General features: G+C 76.0%; 18 protein-coding genes. 2 read left to right on the top strand and 16 right to left on the bottom strand.

Features of this window, described 5'->3' with window-relative positions:
- Window positions 1-14 precede the first annotated feature (14 nt).
- Entirely contained in the window at window positions 15-1,184 is a 1,170-nt protein-coding gene (locus ACFO3M_RS19820) for a glucose-6-phosphate dehydrogenase assembly protein OpcA (RefSeq protein ID WP_387992961.1), read from the top strand.
- The gene (gene pgl, locus ACFO3M_RS19825) at window positions 1,181-2,008 is read left to right on the top strand and encodes a 6-phosphogluconolactonase (protein WP_387992964.1); all 828 of its coding nucleotides are present in this window, start codon (window positions 1,181-1,183) and stop codon (window positions 2,006-2,008) included. Before ACFO3M_RS19820 ends, pgl begins: the two co-directional genes overlap by 4 nt.
- A gap of 244 nt (window positions 2,009-2,252) precedes the next feature.
- Here the strand turns inward: pgl and ACFO3M_RS19830 are convergent, their stop codons facing one another.
- From ACFO3M_RS19830 to ACFO3M_RS19905, 16 genes are all read right to left on the bottom strand, one after another.
- Window positions 2,253-2,633, bottom strand: coding sequence for an RNA polymerase-binding protein RbpA (locus tag ACFO3M_RS19830; RefSeq protein ID WP_458168009.1), 381 nt, complete (start codon window positions 2,631-2,633; stop codon window positions 2,253-2,255).
- A gap of 86 nt (window positions 2,634-2,719) precedes the next feature.
- Window positions 2,720-2,953, bottom strand: a complete 234-nt coding sequence (secG, locus tag ACFO3M_RS19835; protein WP_387992967.1) for a preprotein translocase subunit SecG — start codon at window positions 2,951-2,953, stop codon at window positions 2,720-2,722.
- 35 nt (window positions 2,954-2,988) lie between these two features.
- Complete coding sequence (locus ACFO3M_RS19840) at window positions 2,989-4,797, bottom strand: ABC transporter substrate-binding protein (RefSeq protein ID WP_387992970.1); 1,809 nt, start codon at window positions 4,795-4,797, stop codon at window positions 2,989-2,991.
- A 25-nt stretch (window positions 4,798-4,822) separates the two neighbouring features.
- Window positions 4,823-5,632, bottom strand: a complete 810-nt coding sequence (tpiA, locus tag ACFO3M_RS19845; RefSeq protein WP_387992973.1) for a triose-phosphate isomerase — start codon at window positions 5,630-5,632, stop codon at window positions 4,823-4,825.
- A gap of 11 nt (window positions 5,633-5,643) precedes the next feature.
- Window positions 5,644-6,837, bottom strand: coding sequence for a phosphoglycerate kinase (locus tag ACFO3M_RS19850; RefSeq protein ID WP_387992976.1), 1,194 nt, complete (start codon window positions 6,835-6,837; stop codon window positions 5,644-5,646).
- Window positions 6,837-7,844 (bottom strand): type I glyceraldehyde-3-phosphate dehydrogenase, encoded by a 1,008-nt coding sequence (gene gap / locus ACFO3M_RS19855; protein WP_387992978.1) that lies wholly within the window; start codon window positions 7,842-7,844, stop codon window positions 6,837-6,839. The genes ACFO3M_RS19850 and gap overlap by 1 nt, the downstream gene beginning before the upstream one ends.
- Before the next feature lie 111 nt (window positions 7,845-7,955).
- On the bottom strand, window positions 7,956-9,629 hold the full coding sequence (locus ACFO3M_RS19860) for a histidine kinase N-terminal 7TM domain-containing diguanylate cyclase (protein WP_387992981.1): 1,674 nt from the start codon (window positions 9,627-9,629) through the stop codon (window positions 7,956-7,958).
- A 173-nt stretch (window positions 9,630-9,802) separates the two neighbouring features.
- Window positions 9,803-10,792 carry a DNA-binding protein WhiA gene (gene whiA, locus ACFO3M_RS19865; RefSeq protein ID WP_456902948.1) on the bottom strand — a complete coding sequence of 330 codons (990 nt, stop codon included), beginning with the start codon at window positions 10,790-10,792 and terminating at the stop codon, window positions 9,803-9,805.
- Between the two features lie 97 nt (window positions 10,793-10,889).
- Window positions 10,890-11,864, bottom strand: a complete 975-nt coding sequence (locus tag ACFO3M_RS19870; protein ID WP_387992984.1) for a gluconeogenesis factor YvcK family protein — start codon at window positions 11,862-11,864, stop codon at window positions 10,890-10,892.
- The gene (gene rapZ / locus ACFO3M_RS19875; protein ID WP_387992987.1) at window positions 11,864-12,829 is read right to left on the bottom strand and encodes an RNase adapter RapZ; all 966 of its coding nucleotides are present in this window, start codon (window positions 12,827-12,829) and stop codon (window positions 11,864-11,866) included. The genes ACFO3M_RS19870 and rapZ overlap by 1 nt, the downstream gene beginning before the upstream one ends.
- Window positions 12,826-14,922, bottom strand: coding sequence for an excinuclease ABC subunit UvrC (gene uvrC / locus ACFO3M_RS19880; protein ID WP_387992990.1), 2,097 nt, complete (start codon window positions 14,920-14,922; stop codon window positions 12,826-12,828). The genes rapZ and uvrC overlap by 4 nt, the downstream gene beginning before the upstream one ends.
- 69 nt (window positions 14,923-14,991) lie before the next feature.
- Window positions 14,992-15,924, bottom strand: a complete 933-nt coding sequence (locus tag ACFO3M_RS19885; RefSeq protein WP_387992993.1) for an alpha/beta fold hydrolase — start codon at window positions 15,922-15,924, stop codon at window positions 14,992-14,994.
- A 76-nt stretch (window positions 15,925-16,000) separates the two neighbouring features.
- Window positions 16,001-16,279 (bottom strand): hypothetical protein, encoded by a 279-nt coding sequence (locus ACFO3M_RS19890; RefSeq protein WP_387992996.1) that lies wholly within the window; start codon window positions 16,277-16,279, stop codon window positions 16,001-16,003.
- Window positions 16,280-16,368: 89 nt separating this feature from the next.
- Complete coding sequence (locus tag ACFO3M_RS19895) at window positions 16,369-16,785, bottom strand: universal stress protein (RefSeq protein WP_387992998.1); 417 nt, start codon at window positions 16,783-16,785, stop codon at window positions 16,369-16,371.
- Window positions 16,782-18,365, bottom strand: coding sequence for a tripartite tricarboxylate transporter permease (locus ACFO3M_RS19900; RefSeq protein WP_387993001.1), 1,584 nt, complete (start codon window positions 18,363-18,365; stop codon window positions 16,782-16,784). The genes ACFO3M_RS19895 and ACFO3M_RS19900 overlap by 4 nt, the downstream gene beginning before the upstream one ends.
- The gene (locus ACFO3M_RS19905) at window positions 18,365-18,925 is read right to left on the bottom strand and encodes a tripartite tricarboxylate transporter TctB family protein (protein WP_387993003.1); all 561 of its coding nucleotides are present in this window, start codon (window positions 18,923-18,925) and stop codon (window positions 18,365-18,367) included. The genes ACFO3M_RS19900 and ACFO3M_RS19905 overlap by 1 nt, the downstream gene beginning before the upstream one ends.
- Between the last annotated feature and the right edge of the window lie 20 nt (window positions 18,926-18,945).

Raw genomic sequence — 18,945 nt, forward strand, 5'->3', positions numbered from 1 at the left:
GGAGAGGAGACGCGATGACGACGCTCTGGGACACCACCGGCTCGGCCGTGGTCAAGGAGCTCGCCGCCCAGCGGCGGACCGGCGGAGCGGTGCTGTCGGGGGTGGCGCTGACCCTGGTGGTCGTGGCCGACGAGGGCCGGGTGGCCGAGGCCGAGGAGGCCGCGACGGCGGCCGCCGAGCAGCACCCCTGCCGGATCCTCGTCGTCGTCCGCCGGCAGATCGAGGCCCCGGTGCCGCGGCTGGACGCCGAGGTGTCCATCGGCGGGCGGCTGGGCCCCGGCGAGGCGGTCGTCATGCGCATGTACGGGCGCCTGGCGCTGCACGCGGAGTCGGTCGTGCTGCCGCTGCTGGCCGCCGACGCGCCGGTGGTCACCTGGTGGCACACCGAGCCGCCGCGGCAGCTGAGCACCGACGCGCTCGCGGTCATCGCCGACCGGCGGATCACCGACAGCACGTCGGCGTCGGACCAGCTGGCCTCGCTGCGGACCCGGGCGCACGACTACTCCCCCGGCGACACCGACCTGGCCTGGACCCGCGCCACCGGCTGGCGGGCGACGCTCACCTCCGCGCTGGACTCGGTGTCCGGCCGCCGCGGGGACGTGGTGAAGGTGCTCGGCGCCCGCGTCGAGGGCGACCCCGGGGCGGCCACCGCCCAGTTGCTGCGCGGCTGGCTCGCGTCCCGCACCGGCAGCGCGGTCGAGGTCGTGCAGGCCACCCGGCACCCCGGGCCCAGCGGCATCGACTCGGTGTTCCTGACGCTGGACCAGGACGAGGAGGTGCGCGTGCACGCCGACCGCCGCGGCGGCGCGGTGATCAGCCAGCCGTACCGGCCCGACGCCACGATGGCGCTGCCCGACCGGTCGCTGGGCGACCTGCTCGGCGAGGAGCTGCGCCGGCTGGACCCCGACGAGCCGTACGCCGAGGCGCTGGAGGCCACCACCGGGGTGACCGGCCTGGCCGGCCGGGCGCCGGTGCGCGCGCACGTGTGGGTGGACCCGGCCGAGCACGCGGGCGCGCCGTTCGCGAGGGACGACGTCGGCACCAACAGCCCGCACGGGGAGGCGCCGACGGTGCCGCCGGACTCCGAGGGCACCGACGAGGTGGCCGAGCACGGCGAGCACGACACCCCGGACCCGACGGCGCCCGAGACCCCGTCCGAGGCCGGCTCCGGAGCGGCGCGGTGACGCTGCCTCCCGGGGACCGGATCGCCGAGGCGCTCGCGGAGCGGATCGAGGGCCCCACGCCCGGGATCGTCGTCGAGCCCGACGCCGAGCTGCTGGCGCGGGCGGTGGCCTCCGCGCTGGTCGCGCGGCTGGCCGCGGCCCAGGCGGTGCACGGGACGGCGTCGGTGGTGCTCACCGGCGGCGGGATCGGGACGGCGGTGCTGCGGCACGCCGCGGAGCTGGCCGAGGAGCCGGCGCCCGGTCAGGCGGTCGACTGGACCGCCGTCGACGTCTGGTGGGGCGACGAGCGGTTCGTCCCGGCCGACGACGACGAGCGCAACGAGAAGGGCGCCCGCGAGGCGCTGCTGGACCGGGTCGGGGCGCCGCCGGAGCGGGTGCACCCGATCCCGGCGTCCGACGCCGGCTTCGACACCCCGGAGGAGGCCGCGGACTGGTACGCCGGGGCCCTGGCCGACGCCGCCCGCGACGCCGGGACCGACGGCCCGCTCCCCCGGTTCGACGTCCTGCTGCTCGGGATGGGCCCCGAGGGCCACGTGGCGTCGATCTTCCCGGACTCCCCCGCGGTCTCCGACGAACGGACCGTGGTGCCTGTGCGGGACTGCCCGAAGCCGCCGCCGACGCGGGTGAGCCTCGGCTTCGCCGCGATCACCGCCGCCGAGGAGGTCTGGCTGCTGGTGTCCGGGGAGGGCAAGGCCGAGGCCGTGGCACGGGCGCTGGGTGGCGCCGACCGCGCCGAGGTCCCGGCCGCCGGGGCCCGCGGCCGCCGGGCGACCCGCTGGCTGCTCGACGCCGCCGCCGCGAGCCGCCTGCCCGGGGCGGGGTGACCACCGTCGACGGCTGCCTGCCGTGCGCCGTCGACGGAGGCCGACGCGTCCTCCTCCCGCACGCGGGTGCGGGAGGACGAGCCGTGGCGGCTGTCGGTCGTGCTCCGCGGGGTGCTGCCCGTCGACCCGGCGCCGCACCGCGAGGGCGGCCGCTGGCCGACGGCCGCGGGCTGCCGACGCCCGGCACGCCCGGTGCCCCGGCGGCGGCCCACGGGGCCGCCGCCGGGGCGGTCAGACCGGAGCTCTAGGCGCCGCGGCGGGCCCGCAGCTTGGCGAGGGCCTCCTCGAGGAGGGCGTCACCGTCGGCGTCGCTGCGCCGCTCACGCACGTAGGCGAGGTGCGTCTTGTACGGCTCGGTCCGTGGCGCCGGCGGCGGCGCCTGCGGGTCCTGACCGGCCGGGAGACCGCAGCGCGGGCAGTCCCAGGTCTCGGGGACCTCCGCGTCGGTGGCGAAGGCTACCCGCGTCTCGTGACCCGAGCTGCACCAGTAGCCGACCCGGTGCCGCGGGGCCGCCTCTCCGCGCTCGGCCTCACCCATCGGACCCGCGCCGACCCGGGTCCCCCGGATCGCGTTGCCACCAGCCACGAGCGCCCCCTCGTCCTGACCTGCCTGCTGGATCGTCACGGCGCGTGATCACGCCGCCCGGGCAGTCTAGGGCCTGAGGGTGTCTCCCCGGTCACGATTTCGCCGCGACCAGGGGCGGGGCGGGGCTACACCTTGAGCAGGATGCCCAGCGCCACGATGCACACGGTCCAGATCAGGCCGGTGAACACGGTGAGCCGGTTGAGGTTCTTCTCGACCACCGAGGAGCCGGACAGCTGGGAGGAGACCGCGCCGCCGAACATCGAGGACAGGCCACCGCCCTTGCCCCGGTGCAGCAGGATCAGCACCACGAGCAGCACGCTGGTGAGGACCAGCAGCACGTTGAGGACGAGCTCGACCATGGCCCCAGCGTAACCGGTGCCCGTAGGCGTCCCGGTCAGCGCACGCCCGCGGTGGCCAGGTCGTGCCCCGCGTAGGGCTCCATGACCAGCCCGTTGCGCAGCCGCTGCCCGGCCAGGAGCTGCACGCGCGTCTCCACCAGCGGCACGTAGGCGCCGGTCCCGCCGGCCGCCGTCGCGACCTCCCGCCAGGCGCCCCGGGCCGCCTCCGGGTCGGCGGCGGCGCGGGCGGCGTCGACCAGCCCGGAGATCGCCGGGTCGGTGAGCCGGGCGTAGTTGGTGTTGCCGACCAGGCTCACCGAGCGGCCGTCGACCAGCGGCACGAGGAACGAGCCCGGCGTCGGGAAGTCGGCGGTCCAGGTGGCCAGCACGATGCCGAAGCCGTTGCGCGCCACGTTGTCCGGACTGCCGACGTCGGTGGCGTAGAAGCTGGTCGCCGGCAGCGGGCGCAGCTCCGCGGTGATCCCGACCTCCGCGAGCTGCGCGACGACCTCCTCGGCCACCGCGACGCTGGCCTGGGCGTCCGGCACGGCGAGGACCGTGCGGAACCCGTCGGGCTGCCCGCAGGCGGCCAGCGCCTCCCGGGCGGCGTCGGGGTCGGGGCCCGGGTCGGGGTCCTCCGGCCCGCCGCCCAGGGACCGCGGCCACAGCTGCGAGGTGCGGACGGCGTTGTCCGCGCCGCCGGCGACCTCCTGGACGGCGCCGCGGTCGATCGCGGCGGCCACCGCGGCCCGGCAGTTCGGGTCGTTCATCGGCGCGACGTCGGTGGGCAGCGCGAGCAGCCGCACCGCGCCGGTGGTCAGGTCGTCGACCCGGTCGGTCAGCGGCACGTCGCCGCCCGCGCCCTCGGCGAGCCGGGCGGCGGTGGCCGCGTGCAGGCCGGCGCCGGAGACGTCGACATCGGCCGAGCCGGCGAGCAGCTCCTGGTCCCGCTCCAGGGTGGACAGCCCGGTGCGGACGACGACGCGGTCGGGCAGCGCCGTCCGGACCTCGTCGGCGGCCGGGTCCCACTGCGGGTTGCGGTCGAGGACGATGCCGGTCGCGGCGTCGACGGTGGTGACCGCGTAGGGGCCGGAGGAGACCGGGTCGCTGCCGTAGGCGGCGCCGGTGTCGTTCTCGATCGGCACCGGGCTGCTCGAGGGCAGCGCCAGCACGTAGGGGAAGTCGGGCTGGGCCGAGCGCAGCCGGAAGGTGATCGTGGCGTCGTCGGGCGTCTCGATCGCGGCCAGCCCCAGCCTGCCCGGGGTCTCGTCCTGGTACGGCCCGGCGTAGGGGTTCTCGGGGTCGTCGAGCAGGTCCACGACGTAGGTGGGCCCGCCGACCACGACGTCGGAGGCGAAGGACCGCTCGATGCCGTACTTGACGTCGCGCGAGGTGATCGCCCGGCCGTTCTCGAAGCGGGCGCCCTGCTCGAGGGTGAACGTCCAGCTCAGGCCGCCGTCTGGGGTGGTGCCGAGGTCGGTGGCGAGGTCGGGCACCAGCTCGCCGGTGCGGCCGGGCTCGCTGGCGTAGGTCACCAGGGTGCGGGTGTAGAGCCGCATGAGGTTCCACACGCCGGGCTGGTAGGACCGCTGCGGGTCGAGGCTGTCGACCTCGCTGGTGACCACGCGCAGCGTGCCGCCGGTCGCGTCGGAGGGCGCGCGGACGCCGTCGACGCCGGCGTCGGGCCCGTCGCCGAGCACCGGGACGCCGCTGTCGCCGTCCCCGCCGCCGCTGCAGCTCACGGCCACCGCGACGACGAGCAGGACGACGAGGGCGAGCCCGAGGACGCGCCCGGGCGTGCCGCGCAGCCACTCGGGCAGGCGGCGGCCCCGGGAGCGGGCGGGTCCCTGCAGCGTGCTGTCCACCCACCCGCTCCCGTGCGGCCGCGGGCTAGCTGCCGCCTGCGGCGATCCGACAGATCTGCGCGAACTCGTCGGCGTCCAGGCTCGCGCCACCGACCAGTGCACCGTCGACGTCCGGCCCGGCCAGGATCCCGGCCGTGTTCGCGGCCTTCACCGACCCGCCGTAGAGGATACGGACCGCCGAGGCCGTCTCCGGGCCGAAACGCCCGTCGAGGCGGGACCGTAGTGCGCCGCACACCTCCTGGGCGTCCTCGGGGGTGGCCACCTCGCCGGTGCCGATCGCCCACACCGGCTCGTAGGCCAGCACGACCCCGCGCACCTGGTCGGCCGACAGCCCCTCGAGCGCGGCGTCGAGCTGGTCGGTGCAGTGCGGGACGTGCTGCCCCGCGCGGCGGACGTCGAGGCCCTCGCCCACGCACAGGATCGGCGTGAGCCCGTGCCGCAGCGCGGCCTGCACCTTGGCGGCCACCGTCGCGTCGTCCTCGCCGTGCAGCGCGCGCCGCTCGGAGTGGCCGACGACGACGAAGCCGCAGGCCAGCGCGGCGAGCATCGCGCCGCTGACCTCGCCGGTGTAGGCGCCGGAGTCGTGCGCCGACAGGTCCTGCGCGCCGTAGCCGACCGGCAGCTTGTCGCCGGTGACCAGCGTCTGCACGCTGCGCAGCGCGGTGAACGGCGGGAGCACGACGACCTCGGCGTCGTCGAGCTCCCTCTCCTTGAGGCTGAAGACGAGCTTCTGCACCAGGCCGATGGCCTCCAGGTGCGTCATGTGCATCTTCCAGTTGCCCGCGATCAGCGGGCGGCGGCCCTCGCGCGGGGCGCGCGGCGCGGTGCGTGCCATCCCCGGCCCCCTCAGTCCGCGAGCACCGCGAGGCCCGGCAGCTCCCGGCCCTCGAGGTACTCCAGCGACGCGCCGCCGCCGGTGCTGATGTGCCCGTAGGCCGCCTCGTCGAGGCCGAGCTGCCGGACCGCGGCCGCGGAGTCGCCGCCGCCGACCACCGACAGCCCATCGACGGCGGCCACGGCCTCGGCCACGCCGCGGGTGCCGGCCTGGAAGGGCGCCAGCTCGAACACGCCCATCGGGCCGTTCCAGAAGACCGTGCGGGCGCCGGCCAGCTCGCGGCCGAACGCCTCGACGGTGCGCGGGCCGACGTCGAGACCCATCTGCCCGTCGGGGATCTGCTCGGCCGCGACGACGGCGGTCTCCACGTCGGCGCTGAACTCCGGCGCGACGACGACGTCGACCGGCAGCACGATCCGCTCCCCCGCCTCGGCCAGCAGCCGGCGGCAGGTGTCGACCTGGTCGGCCTCCAGCAGGGACCTGCCGACGCCGTGGCCCTGCGCGGCGAGGAAGGTGAAGCACATCCCGCCGCCGACGAGCAGCCGGTCCACCTTGGGCAGCAGCGCCTCGATGACGGCGAGCTTGTCGCTGACCTTCGAGCCGCCGAGCACCACGACGTAGGGCCGGTCGGGGTCGGTGGTCAGCCGCTGCAGCACGTCGAGCTCGGTGGCCACGAGCCGGCCGGCCACGTGCGGCAGCCGCTGCGCGACGTCGAACACCGACGCGTGCTTGCGGTGCACGGCGCCGAACGCGTCGTCGACGTAGACGTCGGCCAGCGCGGCGAGCCGGTCGGCGAGCTCGCCGCGCTCGGCGTCGTCCTTGCTGGTCTCGGCGGCCTCGAAGCGGACGTTCTCCAGCAGCAGGACGTCGCCGTCGCCGAGCGCGTCCGCCCGGGCGCGGGCGTCCTCGCCGGCGACGTCGGCGGCCAGCGGGACCTCCGCGCCGAGCAGCTCCCCCAGCCGCGCGGCGACCGGGGCCAGCGAGTACTGCGGGTCGGGCGCGCCCTTGGGCCGGCCCAGGTGCGCCGCGACGACGACGCGGGCGCCGGCGTCGCGCAGCGCCGCGATCGTCGGCAGGCTCGCCCGGATCCGGCCGTCGTCGGTGATGGCCCGGGTCTGCTTGTCGAGGGGGACGTTCAGGTCGGCGCGCAGCAGCACGCGCCGACCCGACACCCCCTCGGCGAGCAGGTCGTCGAGGGACCGCATCAGAGCGAGTCGCCGACGAGCTCGACCGAGTCGACCAGCCGGTTGGAGTAGCCCCACTCGTTGTCGTACCAGCCGAGCACCTTGGCCATCGGCCCGAAGACCTTGGTCAGCTTCGCGTCGTAGATGCACGAGGCCGGGTCGGTGACGATGTCGGAGGAGACGATCGGCGCCGAGGTGTACTTGAGGATCCCGGCCAGCGGGCCGGACTCGGCGGCCTCGCGGTAGGCGGCGTCGATGTCGTCGGCCGAGGCCTCGCGGGTCAGCTGGACGGTGAGGTCGGTGGCCGAGCCGGTGGGCACCGGGACGCGGACGGCGTAGCCGTCGAGCTTGCCCTGCAGCTCCGGCAGCACCAGGCCGATCGCCTTCGCGGCGCCGGTCGAGGTGGGGACCATGTTGAGCGCGGCGGCGCGGGCGCGGCGCAGGTCCTTGTGCGGGCCGTCCTGCAGGTTCTGGTCGGCGGTGTAGGCGTGGATCGTCGTCATCAGGCCGCGCTCGATGCCGAAGGCGTCGTTGAGCACCTTGGCCAGCGGGGCCAGGCAGTTCGTGGTGCAGGACGCGTTGCTGATGATCGTCTGGGTGCCGTCGTACTTCTCGTGGTTGACGCCCATGACGATGGTCAGGTCGTCGCCGGTGGCCGGCGCCGAGATGACGACCTTCTTCGCGCCGCCCTTGTCCACGTGCTTGCGGGCGTCGTCGGCCTTGGTGAAGAAGCCGGTGGACTCGACGACCACGTCGACGCCGAGGTCGCCCCACGGCAGCGCCGCCGGGTCGCGCTCGGACAGGACCTTCATGGTCTTGCCGGCGATGTCGATGCCGCCGTCGGAGGCGGCGACGTCCTCGCCCAGCACCCCCAGGATGCTGTCGTACTTGAGCAGGTGGGCCAGGACCTCGGGGCTGGTCAGGTCGTTGACCGCCACGATCTCGATGTCCTTGCCGCTGGCCGCGGCGGCACGCCAGAAGTTGCGCCCGATCCGGCCGAACCCGTTGATGCCCACGCGTACGGTCACGACTGACCTCCATGTGTCCCCGGCGACGCCCGTCGCCCCGGTCGGCCGCACGGCGCGCGGCCTCGATCGGCGACGACCCTATCGGCCGGGGCGGGGTCCGTCCGGATGAGGTCAGGCCCCGGCCACGAGCTCCGGGAGGTCGCCGGGCGGGGCCGGCACGGGCAGCGCCGGACCGGCGGCCGGCGCGGCGGCGACGACGCGGTCGCGGCCGATCGCCTTGGCGGTGTAGAGCGCGCGGTCGGCCGCCTCGAGCAGGGCGGCCGCCGAGGTGCCGTCGGCCGGGCAGACGGCGACGCCGACGCTCACGGTGACGGCGACGTCCTCGCCGTCGAGCAGGTGGCGGACGGCGGCGACCTCGCGGCGGACCCGCTCGGCGCGGGCCAGCGCCTGCTCCCGCCCGGCGCCGGGCAGGACCACGACGAACTCCTCGCCGCCCAGCCGCGCGGCCGTGTCGCCCTCGCGGACGGCGGCGGCGAGCGTGCCGGCGACGCCGAGGAGCACCCGGTCGCCGGAGGCGTGGCCGAAGCGGTCGTTGACGGCCTTGAAGTGGTCGACGTCGACGACGAGCAGCGACAGTTGCCCGGTGCGCGGCCGGCGGGCGAGGTCGGCCTCCAGCACCCGGTCGAGGTGCCGGCGGTTGTGCAGGCCGGTCAGCGGGTCGCGGACGGCCTCCTCGGCGACGACCGCGCGCAGCCGCTCGATGACCTCGACCTGCTCGGCCAGCTGCCGGTTGAGCCGCTCGACGGCGAGCTGCCGCTCCTGCTGCTCGCTCACGTCGCGGACGACGAGGATGCGGCCCAGCGCGCGGCCGCGGGGGTCGGCGACGGCGGAGTCGCGCACGTCGAGCCACACGCCGGGCCGGACCTGGGCGACGCGGTGGCCGTCGCGGCGCTCGGTGCTGAGCAGCACCCCGACCGCCCGGGGCCCGGCGACGTCGTGCAGGGCACGGCCGACGAGGTCGCCGTCGAGGTCGGGGCGCAGCTCCCGCAGCATCCGGGTGGCGGCGGGGTTGCAGTCGATGAGCACGCCGTCGGGGTCGACGACCAGCACGGCGTCGGGGACGGTCTCGACGACCTGCTCGCGGGCGACCGGGACCAGCCGCAGCAGGCCGCCGCGGAAGATGGCCCAGCAGTCGAGGAGCCCGGTGAGCAGGAAGAACAGCGGGGTGACGTCGGTGCCGTGCCCGTCGAGCTGGGAGCCGACCGCGACCACGTTGCCGACCGTGGACAGGCACGCCGAGCCGAGCAGGATGCCGATCTGGCGGCGGAAGACGCCGGCGACGCGCAGCCATCGGCGCGCGAGGACGGCGTAGGCTACGCCGATCAGCGCGTAGGAGTAGGCGGTGTGGGCCAGGAACAGGGGCCCGAACGTCACCCGGGACTCGGCGCCCGCGGTGCCGGTGACCATGTCGGTCATCACCAGGTCGCGGGTCGCGGGCAGCGCCCCGGTCAGGACGAGCAGGACCGGCTCGACCGCCAGCAGCGCCGCGGCGCGCGGCGCGAGCCGCCACGAGGGGTCGGCGACGGTGCGGGCCAGCACCCAGGTGCCCACGACCACCAGACCGACGGCGGCCATGAGCAGGGGGACGTAGACGCGCTGGACCGGCTCGCTGCCGGCCAGGTAGACGACGCCGTCGGCGGCCGACCAGGTGGCGACGCCGGCCATGGTGACCGCGAGCGCGGTGGCCGCGGGGGTGCGCCGCCGCCGGCGCCAGGCCAGGACGCCGGTGCCGACGGCGACCAGCGCGGCACAGCCGAAGACGACGGCCCAGTTCCCCGCGGTCATGCCGCCTCCGCTCCGCACCGGGGCGGGCCCGGGCGGCCGCCTCCACCCCGCCCATCGGCGGCACCGGGCGCGGGGTACAGCGGCGCGGCCGGGCGCTCACCCCCGGGGGTGACGACGACGGGGCGCCCCCCGCGTGAGCGGAGGGCGCCCCGTCGTCGTCGGTGCCGCGAGCGCTACTGAGCCAGCATGTCCTCGGTGACCACCGACTCGGTGTCGGGGATGCCGAGGTCCTTGGCCCGCTTGTCGGCCATCGCCAGCAGACGCCTTATCCGGCCTGCGACGGCGTCCTTGGTCATCGGCGGGTCGGCGCGCTGGCCGAGCTCCTCCAGCGAGGCCTGGCCGTGCTCCAGGCGGAGCCGGCCGGCGACGAGCAGGTGCTCGGGGGCGTCGCCCGCGAGGATCTCCAGCGCCCGCTCGACGCGCGCGCTGGCCGCGACCGCGGCGCGGGCCGAGCGGCGCAGGTTGGCGTCGTCGAAGTTGGCCAGCCGGTTGGCGGTGGCCCGGACCTCGCGGCGCATCCGCCGCTCCTCCCAGGCCAGGACCGCGTCGTGGGCGCCCATGCGGGTGAGCAGCGCGCTGATCGCGTCGCCGTCGCGGACGACGACCCGGTCGGCGCCGCGGACCTCGCGGGCCTTGGCGGCGATGCCCAGCCGGCGGGCCGCGCCGACCAGGGCCATGGCCGCCTCCGGCCCCGGGCACGTCACCTCGAGCGACGAGGAGCGGCCGGGCTCGGTGAGCGAGCCGTGCGCGAGGAAGGCGCCCCGCCAGGCGGCCTCGGCGTCGTTGATGCTGCCGGAGACCACCGACGGCGGCAGGCCGCGCACCGGGCGCCCGCGCTGGTCGACCAGCCCGGTCTGGCGGGCCAGGCCCTCGCCGTGCTTGGCGATCCGGACGAGGTACCGCACGCCGCGGCGGATGTTGCCGCCGGCGAGCACGCTGACCCCGCTCGTGTAGCCGTAGACCTCGCTGATGTCCCGGCGCAGCCGGCGTGCGACCGAGCCGGTGTCCAGCTCGGCCTCGATGACCACCCGGCCGCCCACGATGTGCAGGCCGCCGGAGAAGCGCAGCAGCGCCGTCACCTCGGCCTTGCGCTCGGAGGTGCGCGTGCACTCCACCCGCGACAGCTCGTCCTTGACCATGGCCGTCATCGCCACGACGACCACCCCCTGCTCTGCTGCGGCGCCATCCTCGGCGTCACCTCTCCCCCTCGTACCGTCTGGGCACCCCCGCTCCCGGTGCTCCGGCCGGGACCGTTCCCGCTCACCGTGCCCCGACCACCGAGCTCAGCGCGGCCCCCAGGCGCGCGGGGTCGTGGCGCGGTGATCCGTCGGGCGCGGCGACCGGAGCCAGGACCAGCTCGGCGCCACACTCGCGCACCGCTGACAGGAGACCACAGCGGTCAACCACCGATTCCGCATCCGCGACCACGGTGTGCAGCGCCACACCGCCCAGGTGCGCCTGCAGCACCCGCAGGTGCTCCTCCGGCGAGAAGCCGTCGGTCTCCCCCGGCTGCGGCTCCAGGTTGAGGACGACGACCACCCGGGCGCGGGTGGCGGCCAGCGCGGCGCGCAGCCGCGGCACCAGCAGGTGCGGCAGCACCGACGTGTACCAGGAGCCGGGACCCAGCGACACGACGTCGGCCCTGGCGATCGCCTCGAGCACGTCGGGGTGCACCGGCGGGTCCGGCGGCGACACGAGGATGTCGCGCACCCGCCCCGGGGTGGACGCGATGGCGACCTGCCCGCGGATGGTGCGGGTGCGCGCGGGGTCGTCGGGGTCGACGGTCTCCACGCGGGCGACGAGGTCCAGCGGCACGTCGGCCATCGGCAGCACCCGGCCGCACGCGCCGACCAGCTCGCAGACCGCGTCGAGGGCGCGGACGGTGTCGCCGCCGTGCAGCTCGACCAGCCCGGTGAGCAGCAGGTTGCCCACCGGGTGCCCGGCCAGCACGCCGGTGCCGCCGAGGCGGTGCTGCAGCAGCCGGGCCATCTCCTGCCGGCCGTCGTCCTCGCCGGCCAGCGCGGCCAGCGCCATCCGCAGGTCACCGGGCGGCAGCACCGGCATCTCCCGGCGGATGCGGCCGGACGAGCCGCCGTCGTCGGCGACCGTGACGACGGCGGTGAGGTCGGGCGTGATCCGCCGCCAGGCGCCCAGCGCCGCTGCCAGCCCGTGGCCGCCGCCGAGGGCGACGACCCGGGGGCCGCCGGACCCGGGCGCCGTGTCGTCGCCGCCCACTACTCGCGGCCCAGGTCGCGGTGGCGCGCGACCGCGTCGGTGCCCTCGGCGCGCAGCCGGCGGGCGAACTCCTCGGCGATGGCGACGCTGCGGTGCTTGCCGCCGGTGCAGCCGACCGCGAGCGTCAGGTAGCGCTTGCCCTCCCGCCGGTAGCCGGGGATGAGCAGCCGCAGGACCTCGGTGTAGCGGTCGAGGAACGGCCCGGCGTCGGCCTGGCCGAGCACGTAGTCGCGGACGTCGGCGTCCTGCCCGGTGTGCGGGCGCAGCTCCGGCAGCCAGTGCGGGTTGGGCAGGAACCGGGCGTCGACGACGAGGTCGGCGTCCAGCGGCAGCCCGTACTTGAAGCCGAAGCTGAGCACGGTCGCCGTCAGCGGCGGCGTGCGGCCCTCGCGGGCGAAGGCGTTCTCCAGCGTGGCGCGCAGCTGGTGCACGTTGAGGTCGCTGGTGTCCACCCACAGGTCGGCCTCGCCGGCGATGCCGGTGAGCAGCGTGCGCTCGGCGGTGATGCCGTCGAGGGGGCGCCCGGAGCCCTGCAGCGGGTGCTCGCGCCGGTTGGACTCGTAGCGGCGCACCAGCACCTCGTCGCGGGCGTGCACGAACACCACCCGGGGACGGTGGCCGGCCTCGGCGAGCACCCGGATGGCCTCCTGCAGGTCGCTGGAGAAGGCCCGGCTGCGGACGTCGACGACGGCGGCGAAGCGGCGCACGTCGCCGCGGGCGCCGAGCTCCACCATCGGCAGCAGCAACGCCGGCGGCAGGTTCTCGACGACGTACCAGCCGAGGTCCTCGAGCACCCGCCCGGCGGTGTTCTTGCCCGCGCCGGACAGCCCGGTGACGACGACGACCTCGACCGGCGGGGTCTCGGTGCCGGCCGGGTCGAGCCCGGCGGGGACGTCGGCGTGCGGCCCGTGCTGGCCCTCCGGGGACGGCACCGGCGCCGTCCCCGCGTCCTGCCCGGCGCTCACGAGGCGACCCGGCCGACCTCGGCGGTCTCCCCGGCCCCGGGGCGGGGGGTGCCCCGCTCCGCCGGTCCGCTGGGTGCCGTGGTGCTCTCCACGACGGTCCCCACGCCGGCCTCCACGCCGGTCTCCGCGCCGGTCACCGGCGCCCCGTCCTCCTCGGCGGGACGGCCCGCGTCGTCCCCGGTGGCGGGCTCGGCGACGGCGGCCATGACCGCCTCCGCCGTCCGGCGGCCGATGCCGGGGACGGCTGTGAGCTCCTCCACCGTGGCCGCGCGCAGCCGCTTGAGGGACCCGAACTGCTTCATCAGCGCCTTCCGCCGCGTCTCCCCGAGACCGGGGACGTCGTCCAACAGGGAGACCAGCATGCTGACCGAACGCTTCTGCCGGTGGTAGGTGATCGCGAACCGGTGGGCCTCGTCCCGCACCCGCTGCAGCAGGTACAGCGCCTCGGAGGTGCGCGGCAGGATCACCGGGTCGCTCTCCCCGGGCAGCCACACCTCCTCCATGCGCTTGGCCAGCCCGCAGACGGCGACGTCGACGATGCCCAGCTCGTCCAGCGACCGCGCCGCCGCGGCCACCTGCGGGGCGCCGCCGTCGACGACCAGCAGGTTCGGCGGGTAGGCGAACCGGCGCGGCCGGCCCTCCTCCGCGGCGACGCCCTGCTCGTCGCGCCGGTCGGCCTCCTCCTTGAGGTGCCGGGCGAAGCGGCGGCGGACCACCTCGGCCATCGCCGCGGTGTCGTCGGTGCCCTCGTGCACGGCGAAGCGCCGGTAGTCGGACTTCTTCGCCAGCCCGTCCTCGAACACCACCATCGAGGCGACGACGTTCGTCTGCTGCACGTGGCTGATGTCGATGCACTCGATGCGCAGCGGCGCCTCGGGCAGCTCGAGCGCCTCCTGCAGCTCCGCCAGGGCCAGCGAGCGGGCGGTCAGGTCGCTGGAGCGCTTGACCCGGTGCCGGGCGAAGGCCTCCTTCGCGTTGCGCTCGACGGTCTCCAGCAGGCTGCGCTTGTCGCCGCGCTGCGGCACGCGCAGCGACACCTTCGACCCGCGCAGCTCGCTGAGCAGCTCCTCGTAGACGTCGGCGTCGTCGGGGAGCTCGGGGACGAGCACCTCCTTGGGCACCGACTCGCCCGCCTCGAAGGAGCCGGTCTGCTCGTCGACGCCGCCGTAGACCTGCAGGAGGAACTGCTCCACCAGCTCGCCGGTGGTGACCTCCTCGACCTTGTCGATGATCCAGCCGCGCTGGCCGCGCACCCGGCCGCCGCGGACGTGGAAGACCTGGACGGCGGCCTCGAGCTCGTCCTGCGCGAACGCGACGACGTCGGCGTCGGTGCCGTCCCCCAGGACGACGGCCTGCTTCTCCATCGCCCGCCGCAGCGCGCCGAGGTCGTCGCGCAGCCGGGCGGCCTTCTCGTACTCCATCGCCTCGGCGGCCTCGGCCATCTCCCGCTCGAGGCGCTTGACCATGAGGTCGGTGCGGCCGGCCATGAAGTCGCAGAAGTCGTCGACGATCGCCCGGTGCTCCTCGGCGCTGACCCGGCCCACGCAGGGGGCGGCGCACTTGCCGATGTAGCCGAGCAGACAGGGCCGGCCGATCTGCCCGGCGCGCTTGAAGACGCCGTTGGAGCAGGTGCGGGCCGGGAAGACGCGGGTGAGCGTGTCGAGGGTCTCGCGGATGGCCCAGGCGTGCGCGTAGGGGCCGAAGTAGCGGACGCCCTTCTTCTTCGGCCCGCGCATCACCTGCAGCCGCGGGTACTCCTCGTTGAGGGTCACGGCCAGCGACGGGTAGCTCTTGTCGTCGCGGTACCGGACGTTGAACCGCGGGTCGAACTCCTTGATCCAGTTGTACTCGAGCTGGAGGGCCTCGACCTCGGTGCCGACGACGGTCCACTCGACGCTCGCCGCCGTCGTGACCATCTGCCGGGTGCGCGGGTGCAGGCCCGCGACGTCGGCGAAGTAGCTGTTGAGCCGCTGGCGCAGGCTCTTGGCCTTGCCGACGTAGACGACGCGGCCCGTGGGGTCGCGGAACTTGTAGACCCCCGGCGACTCGGGGATGGAGCCGACCGCCGGGCGGTACGTGGACGGGTCGGGCACGCATCCACAGTAGGTGGCGCGGCCGACGGTCTGCTCACCCTCGGTCGCGGGGAAGCACATCCGTGTGGTTCAGCCCACCCGCGACTCCAGCCAGGCGAGCAGGTCGGCGGTCACCTCGTCCCGGTTGGTCTCGTTGAACACCTCGTGGCGGGCGTCGGGGTAGACGTGCTGCTCCACCGGCAGGCCACGCCCGCGCAGCAGGCCGGCGAGTGCGGTCACCTGGGCGGCGTCCTCGCCGCCGACCGGGTCGCGCCGCCCGGACAGCAGCAACACCGGCAGGCCGTCCGGCAGCCCGGCGACGGCCTCGGGGGTCGCGGCGCGGGCGGCGAGGGCGAACATGCCGGCGCCGTACCGGTGGGTGGGCGGGACGTCGTCGCCGCACAGCGGGTCGGCGAGGTAGGCGTCGACCTCGGCCGGGTCGCGGGTCAGCCAGTCGTAGGGCGTGCGCGCCGGCTCGAACGGCGCGTTGAAGGCGGCGAGGGCCTCCATCGGCTCGTCGCCCGCCCCGCCGGCCACCGCGGCCTCGAGCTGCTCCGCCGTCGCGGCGAGGTGCGGCGCCACGCCGATCGGCCCGGACAGCACCAGCCCGGCCAGCCCGTCGCCGTCCCGCTCGGCCGAGGCCAGCGCGACCGCCGAGCCGAGCGAGTGGCCGAGCAGCACGGAGGGGACGCCGGGGTGGTCGGCGGCCAGCCGGCGGCCCAGCTCGCGGACGTCGTCGAGGACGGCGTCGCTGCCCGCAGCGTGACCGGCGGCGGGGTCGCCGAACCGGCCGGGGCCGGTCGACCGCGCGGTGAGCCCGTGGCCGCGCTGGTCCTGCGCGGCGACGGCGAACCCGCGGGCGGTGAGCGCGGCGGCCAGGCGGCCGTAGCGGCCGGCGTGCTCGGACAGCCCGTGCACGACCTGCACGACCGCGCGCACCTCGCCGTCGGGGGTCCAGCGGCGCTCGGCGAGCCGCGTGCCGTCGGCGGCGGGGACGAGGGTGGGGTCGGCGGGCAGGGTCACGGGGCTGGCCTCCTCGGACGTCGTCGTCGGAGGTCAGCCTGCCGGTCCGCCCGTCCCGCCGCAGGGCGGGCGGGGGTCAGCCGGCCGGGCGGGAGCGGTGCAGCGCCGGCAGGTGCACCGCCGCGACGGCGCGCCGGCCCAGGCGGACCGCGCGGCTCCCCAGCAGGAGCGCCGCGACCAGCCCGACCCCGCCGGCGAGGAAGGCCGTCACGCCGGAGACGGTCCCGGTGCCCACGGCGGACGCCACCACGGCCACGAGCCCCACGAGGACCAGCGTGGAGCGGATCCCGTCACTGGGCCGGGGCTGACCGCAGTGCGCCAGGTCGGGATCGCAGTCGGGCGTGAGCGCGCTCATGGGCGACTCCATCCATCGAGGACCCCGCCACGCCGGTCCGACGGCGTGACGTCCGTCACACAGAAGATAAGCGCAGTGACGCCCGGCGTTCAAGCCGTCGCCGCGGGCGGACCCTTCACGGCGAGGATCGGGCAGTCGACGGTGAGCAGGATCCGCTGGGCCGCGCTGCCCATGAGCAGCTTGCCGACGGCGCTGCGCCGGCGCAGGCCGATGACCAGCAGCTCCGCGCCGGTCTCGGACACCGCGTCGGCGAGCTCCTCGGCGACGTCGCGGCCGATCGGCTGGCGCAGCTCGACGGGCAGGCCGGAGACGGTGAGCTCGTCCTGCAGCCGGCGCAGCGGGGCGCCCTGCAGGTACTCCTCGTCGACCAGCGCGTCGCCGCGGCTGCTGTTGACCACGACCAGCCGGGCGCCGCGGCGGTGCGCCTCGGCCAGGGCGTGCTCGAGCGCCGCCTGCCCGCGCGGGGTGGGCACGTGCCCGACGACGACCACCGGTTGCCGGCTCACCGCTCCTCCTCCCCGTCGGCGCGCGCACCGACGCGCTCCTCCTGCCCGTGCTCGTGGTGCCGCAGCCCCTCCCCCGCCTGCAGCTCCTCCGGGGTGGAGCGGCGGCCGCGCACGGCCCGCAGCAGCACCGGCAGCACCAGGGCGAGCAGCGCCAGGAACAGCACGACCCGGCTGAACCAGGTCTCGACCAGCACCCCGAGGTCGCCGCTGCTGATCGCCAGCGCGCGTCGCAGGTTGGTCTCGGCGACCGGGCCGAGGATCAGCCCGATGACCGCGGGGGCCACCGGCCAGCCGTAGCGGCGCATCACGAACCCGAGCAGGCCGAGGACCAGCAGCAGGACCAGGTCCAGCGGGTCGGCGTTGACCGCGTAGCAGCCCAGCGAGGCGAACAGCAGGATCCCGGCGTAGAGGTAGGGCCGCGGGACGCGCAGCAGCTGCACCCACACCCGGGCCAGCGGCAGGTTGAGCACCAGCAGCATGACGTTGCCGACGAGGAGCGCGGCGATCAGCGTCCAGACCAGCGAGGACTCGGTGGACAGCAGCGTCGGGCCGGGCTGGATGCCGTAGCCCTGGAAGGCGGCCAGGATGATCGCCGCGGTGGCCGAGGTGGGCAGGCCGAGGGTGAGCAGCGGGACGAGGACGCCCGCGGCCGCGGCGTTGTTGGCCGCCTCCGGTCCGGCGACGCCCTCGATCGCCCCGCGGCCGAACTCCTCCGGGTGCTTCGTGAGCTTCCGTTCCGCGGCGTAGGACAGGAACGTCGGGATCTCCGCGCCGCCGGCCGGCAGCGCGCCGAGCGGGAAGCCCAGCGCCGTCCCGCGCAGCCACGGGCCGACCGAGCGGCGCAGGTCGCGGCGGGTGAGCCAGGGCCCGGAGGCGGCCATCACCTGCACCGGCCCGCGGCGCAGCCGGGAGGCGACGTACAGCGCCTCCCCCACGGCGAACAGCGCCACCGCCACCACGACGACGTCGATGCCGTCGGCCAGCTGCGGGACGCCGAGGGTGAACCGCTCCTGCCCGGTGAGCACGTCGGTGCCGACCAGCCCGAGGTAGAGACCGACGCCGAGGGACGCCAGCCCGCGCAGCGGCGAGGCGCCCAGGACGGTGGCGACCGCGACGAAGGCCAGCACGGCGAGGGCGAAGTAGTCGGCCGGGGTGATGCCGATGGCCAGGTCGACGACGGTCGGGGCGACCAGCGCCAGCAGCAGCGTGGCGATGGTGCCGGCGACGAACGACCCGATCGCCGCGGTGGCCAGCGCGGCGGCGCCGCGGCCGGCCTTGGCCATCCGGTTGCCCTCGAGCGCGGTCATGATCGAGCTGGACTCGCCGGGGGTGTTGAGCAGGATCGACGTCGTCGACCCGCCGTACATGCCGCCGTAGTAGATGCCGGCGAACATGATGAACGCCGTCGTCGGCTCCAGCGCGTAGGTGACCGGCAGCAGCAGCGCGACGGTCATCGCCGGGCCGATGCCCGGGAGCACGCCGACGGCGGTGCCCAGCAGCACGCCGAGCAGCGCGAACAGCAGGTTGACCGGGGTGAGCGCGTCGACGAAGCCGCCGGCCAGGTCCGCGAGGGCGCCCATCAGAACCAGCTCGTCGCCAGCTCGAGGAGGGTGCCGCCGGGCAGCGCGACGCCGAGGCCCTTGACGAACACGATCCAGACGACGACCGAGAGCACCCCGCCGGCCAGCAGCGGCCGCACGATGCCGCGGGCGCCGAGGGCCCAGGCGACGAGCGCGAACATCAGCGTGACCGCCAGCGGCCAGCCGATGACGTTGATGAGCAGCGCGTGGCCGAGGAACGCGACGGCGATGACCCCGACCGCAGCCCACGACGTCGGGGCGTCGGGGTCGACGTCCTCGCTCTCGTCGGAGGGCCCGCGGTCCCCCTTGAGCACGCGGAAGCCCAGCCCGAGCGCGGTGGCCAGGACCACCCCGCCGACCAGGTACGGGAAGAAGCGCGGGCCGATGGCGTTCGCCGAGCCGGGGACGGCGATGTTCGCGGCGTCGAGGACGAGGTAGAGCCCGAGCGCGCCGAGCAGGACCACCATCGCCAGCTCGCCGCGGCTGACCCCGGCCGGCGGCGGGGCGGGGTGCCGGGACTCCGCGGCGTCGTGCGTGCCGGTGGCGTCGGCGGTGGACACGTCCGGGTCCGGCGACGCGC

The sequence above is a fragment of the Geodermatophilus arenarius genome, assembly GCF_042654585.1.
In the GTDB taxonomy this organism is placed as follows: domain Bacteria; phylum Actinomycetota; class Actinomycetes; order Mycobacteriales; family Geodermatophilaceae; genus Geodermatophilus; species Geodermatophilus arenarius.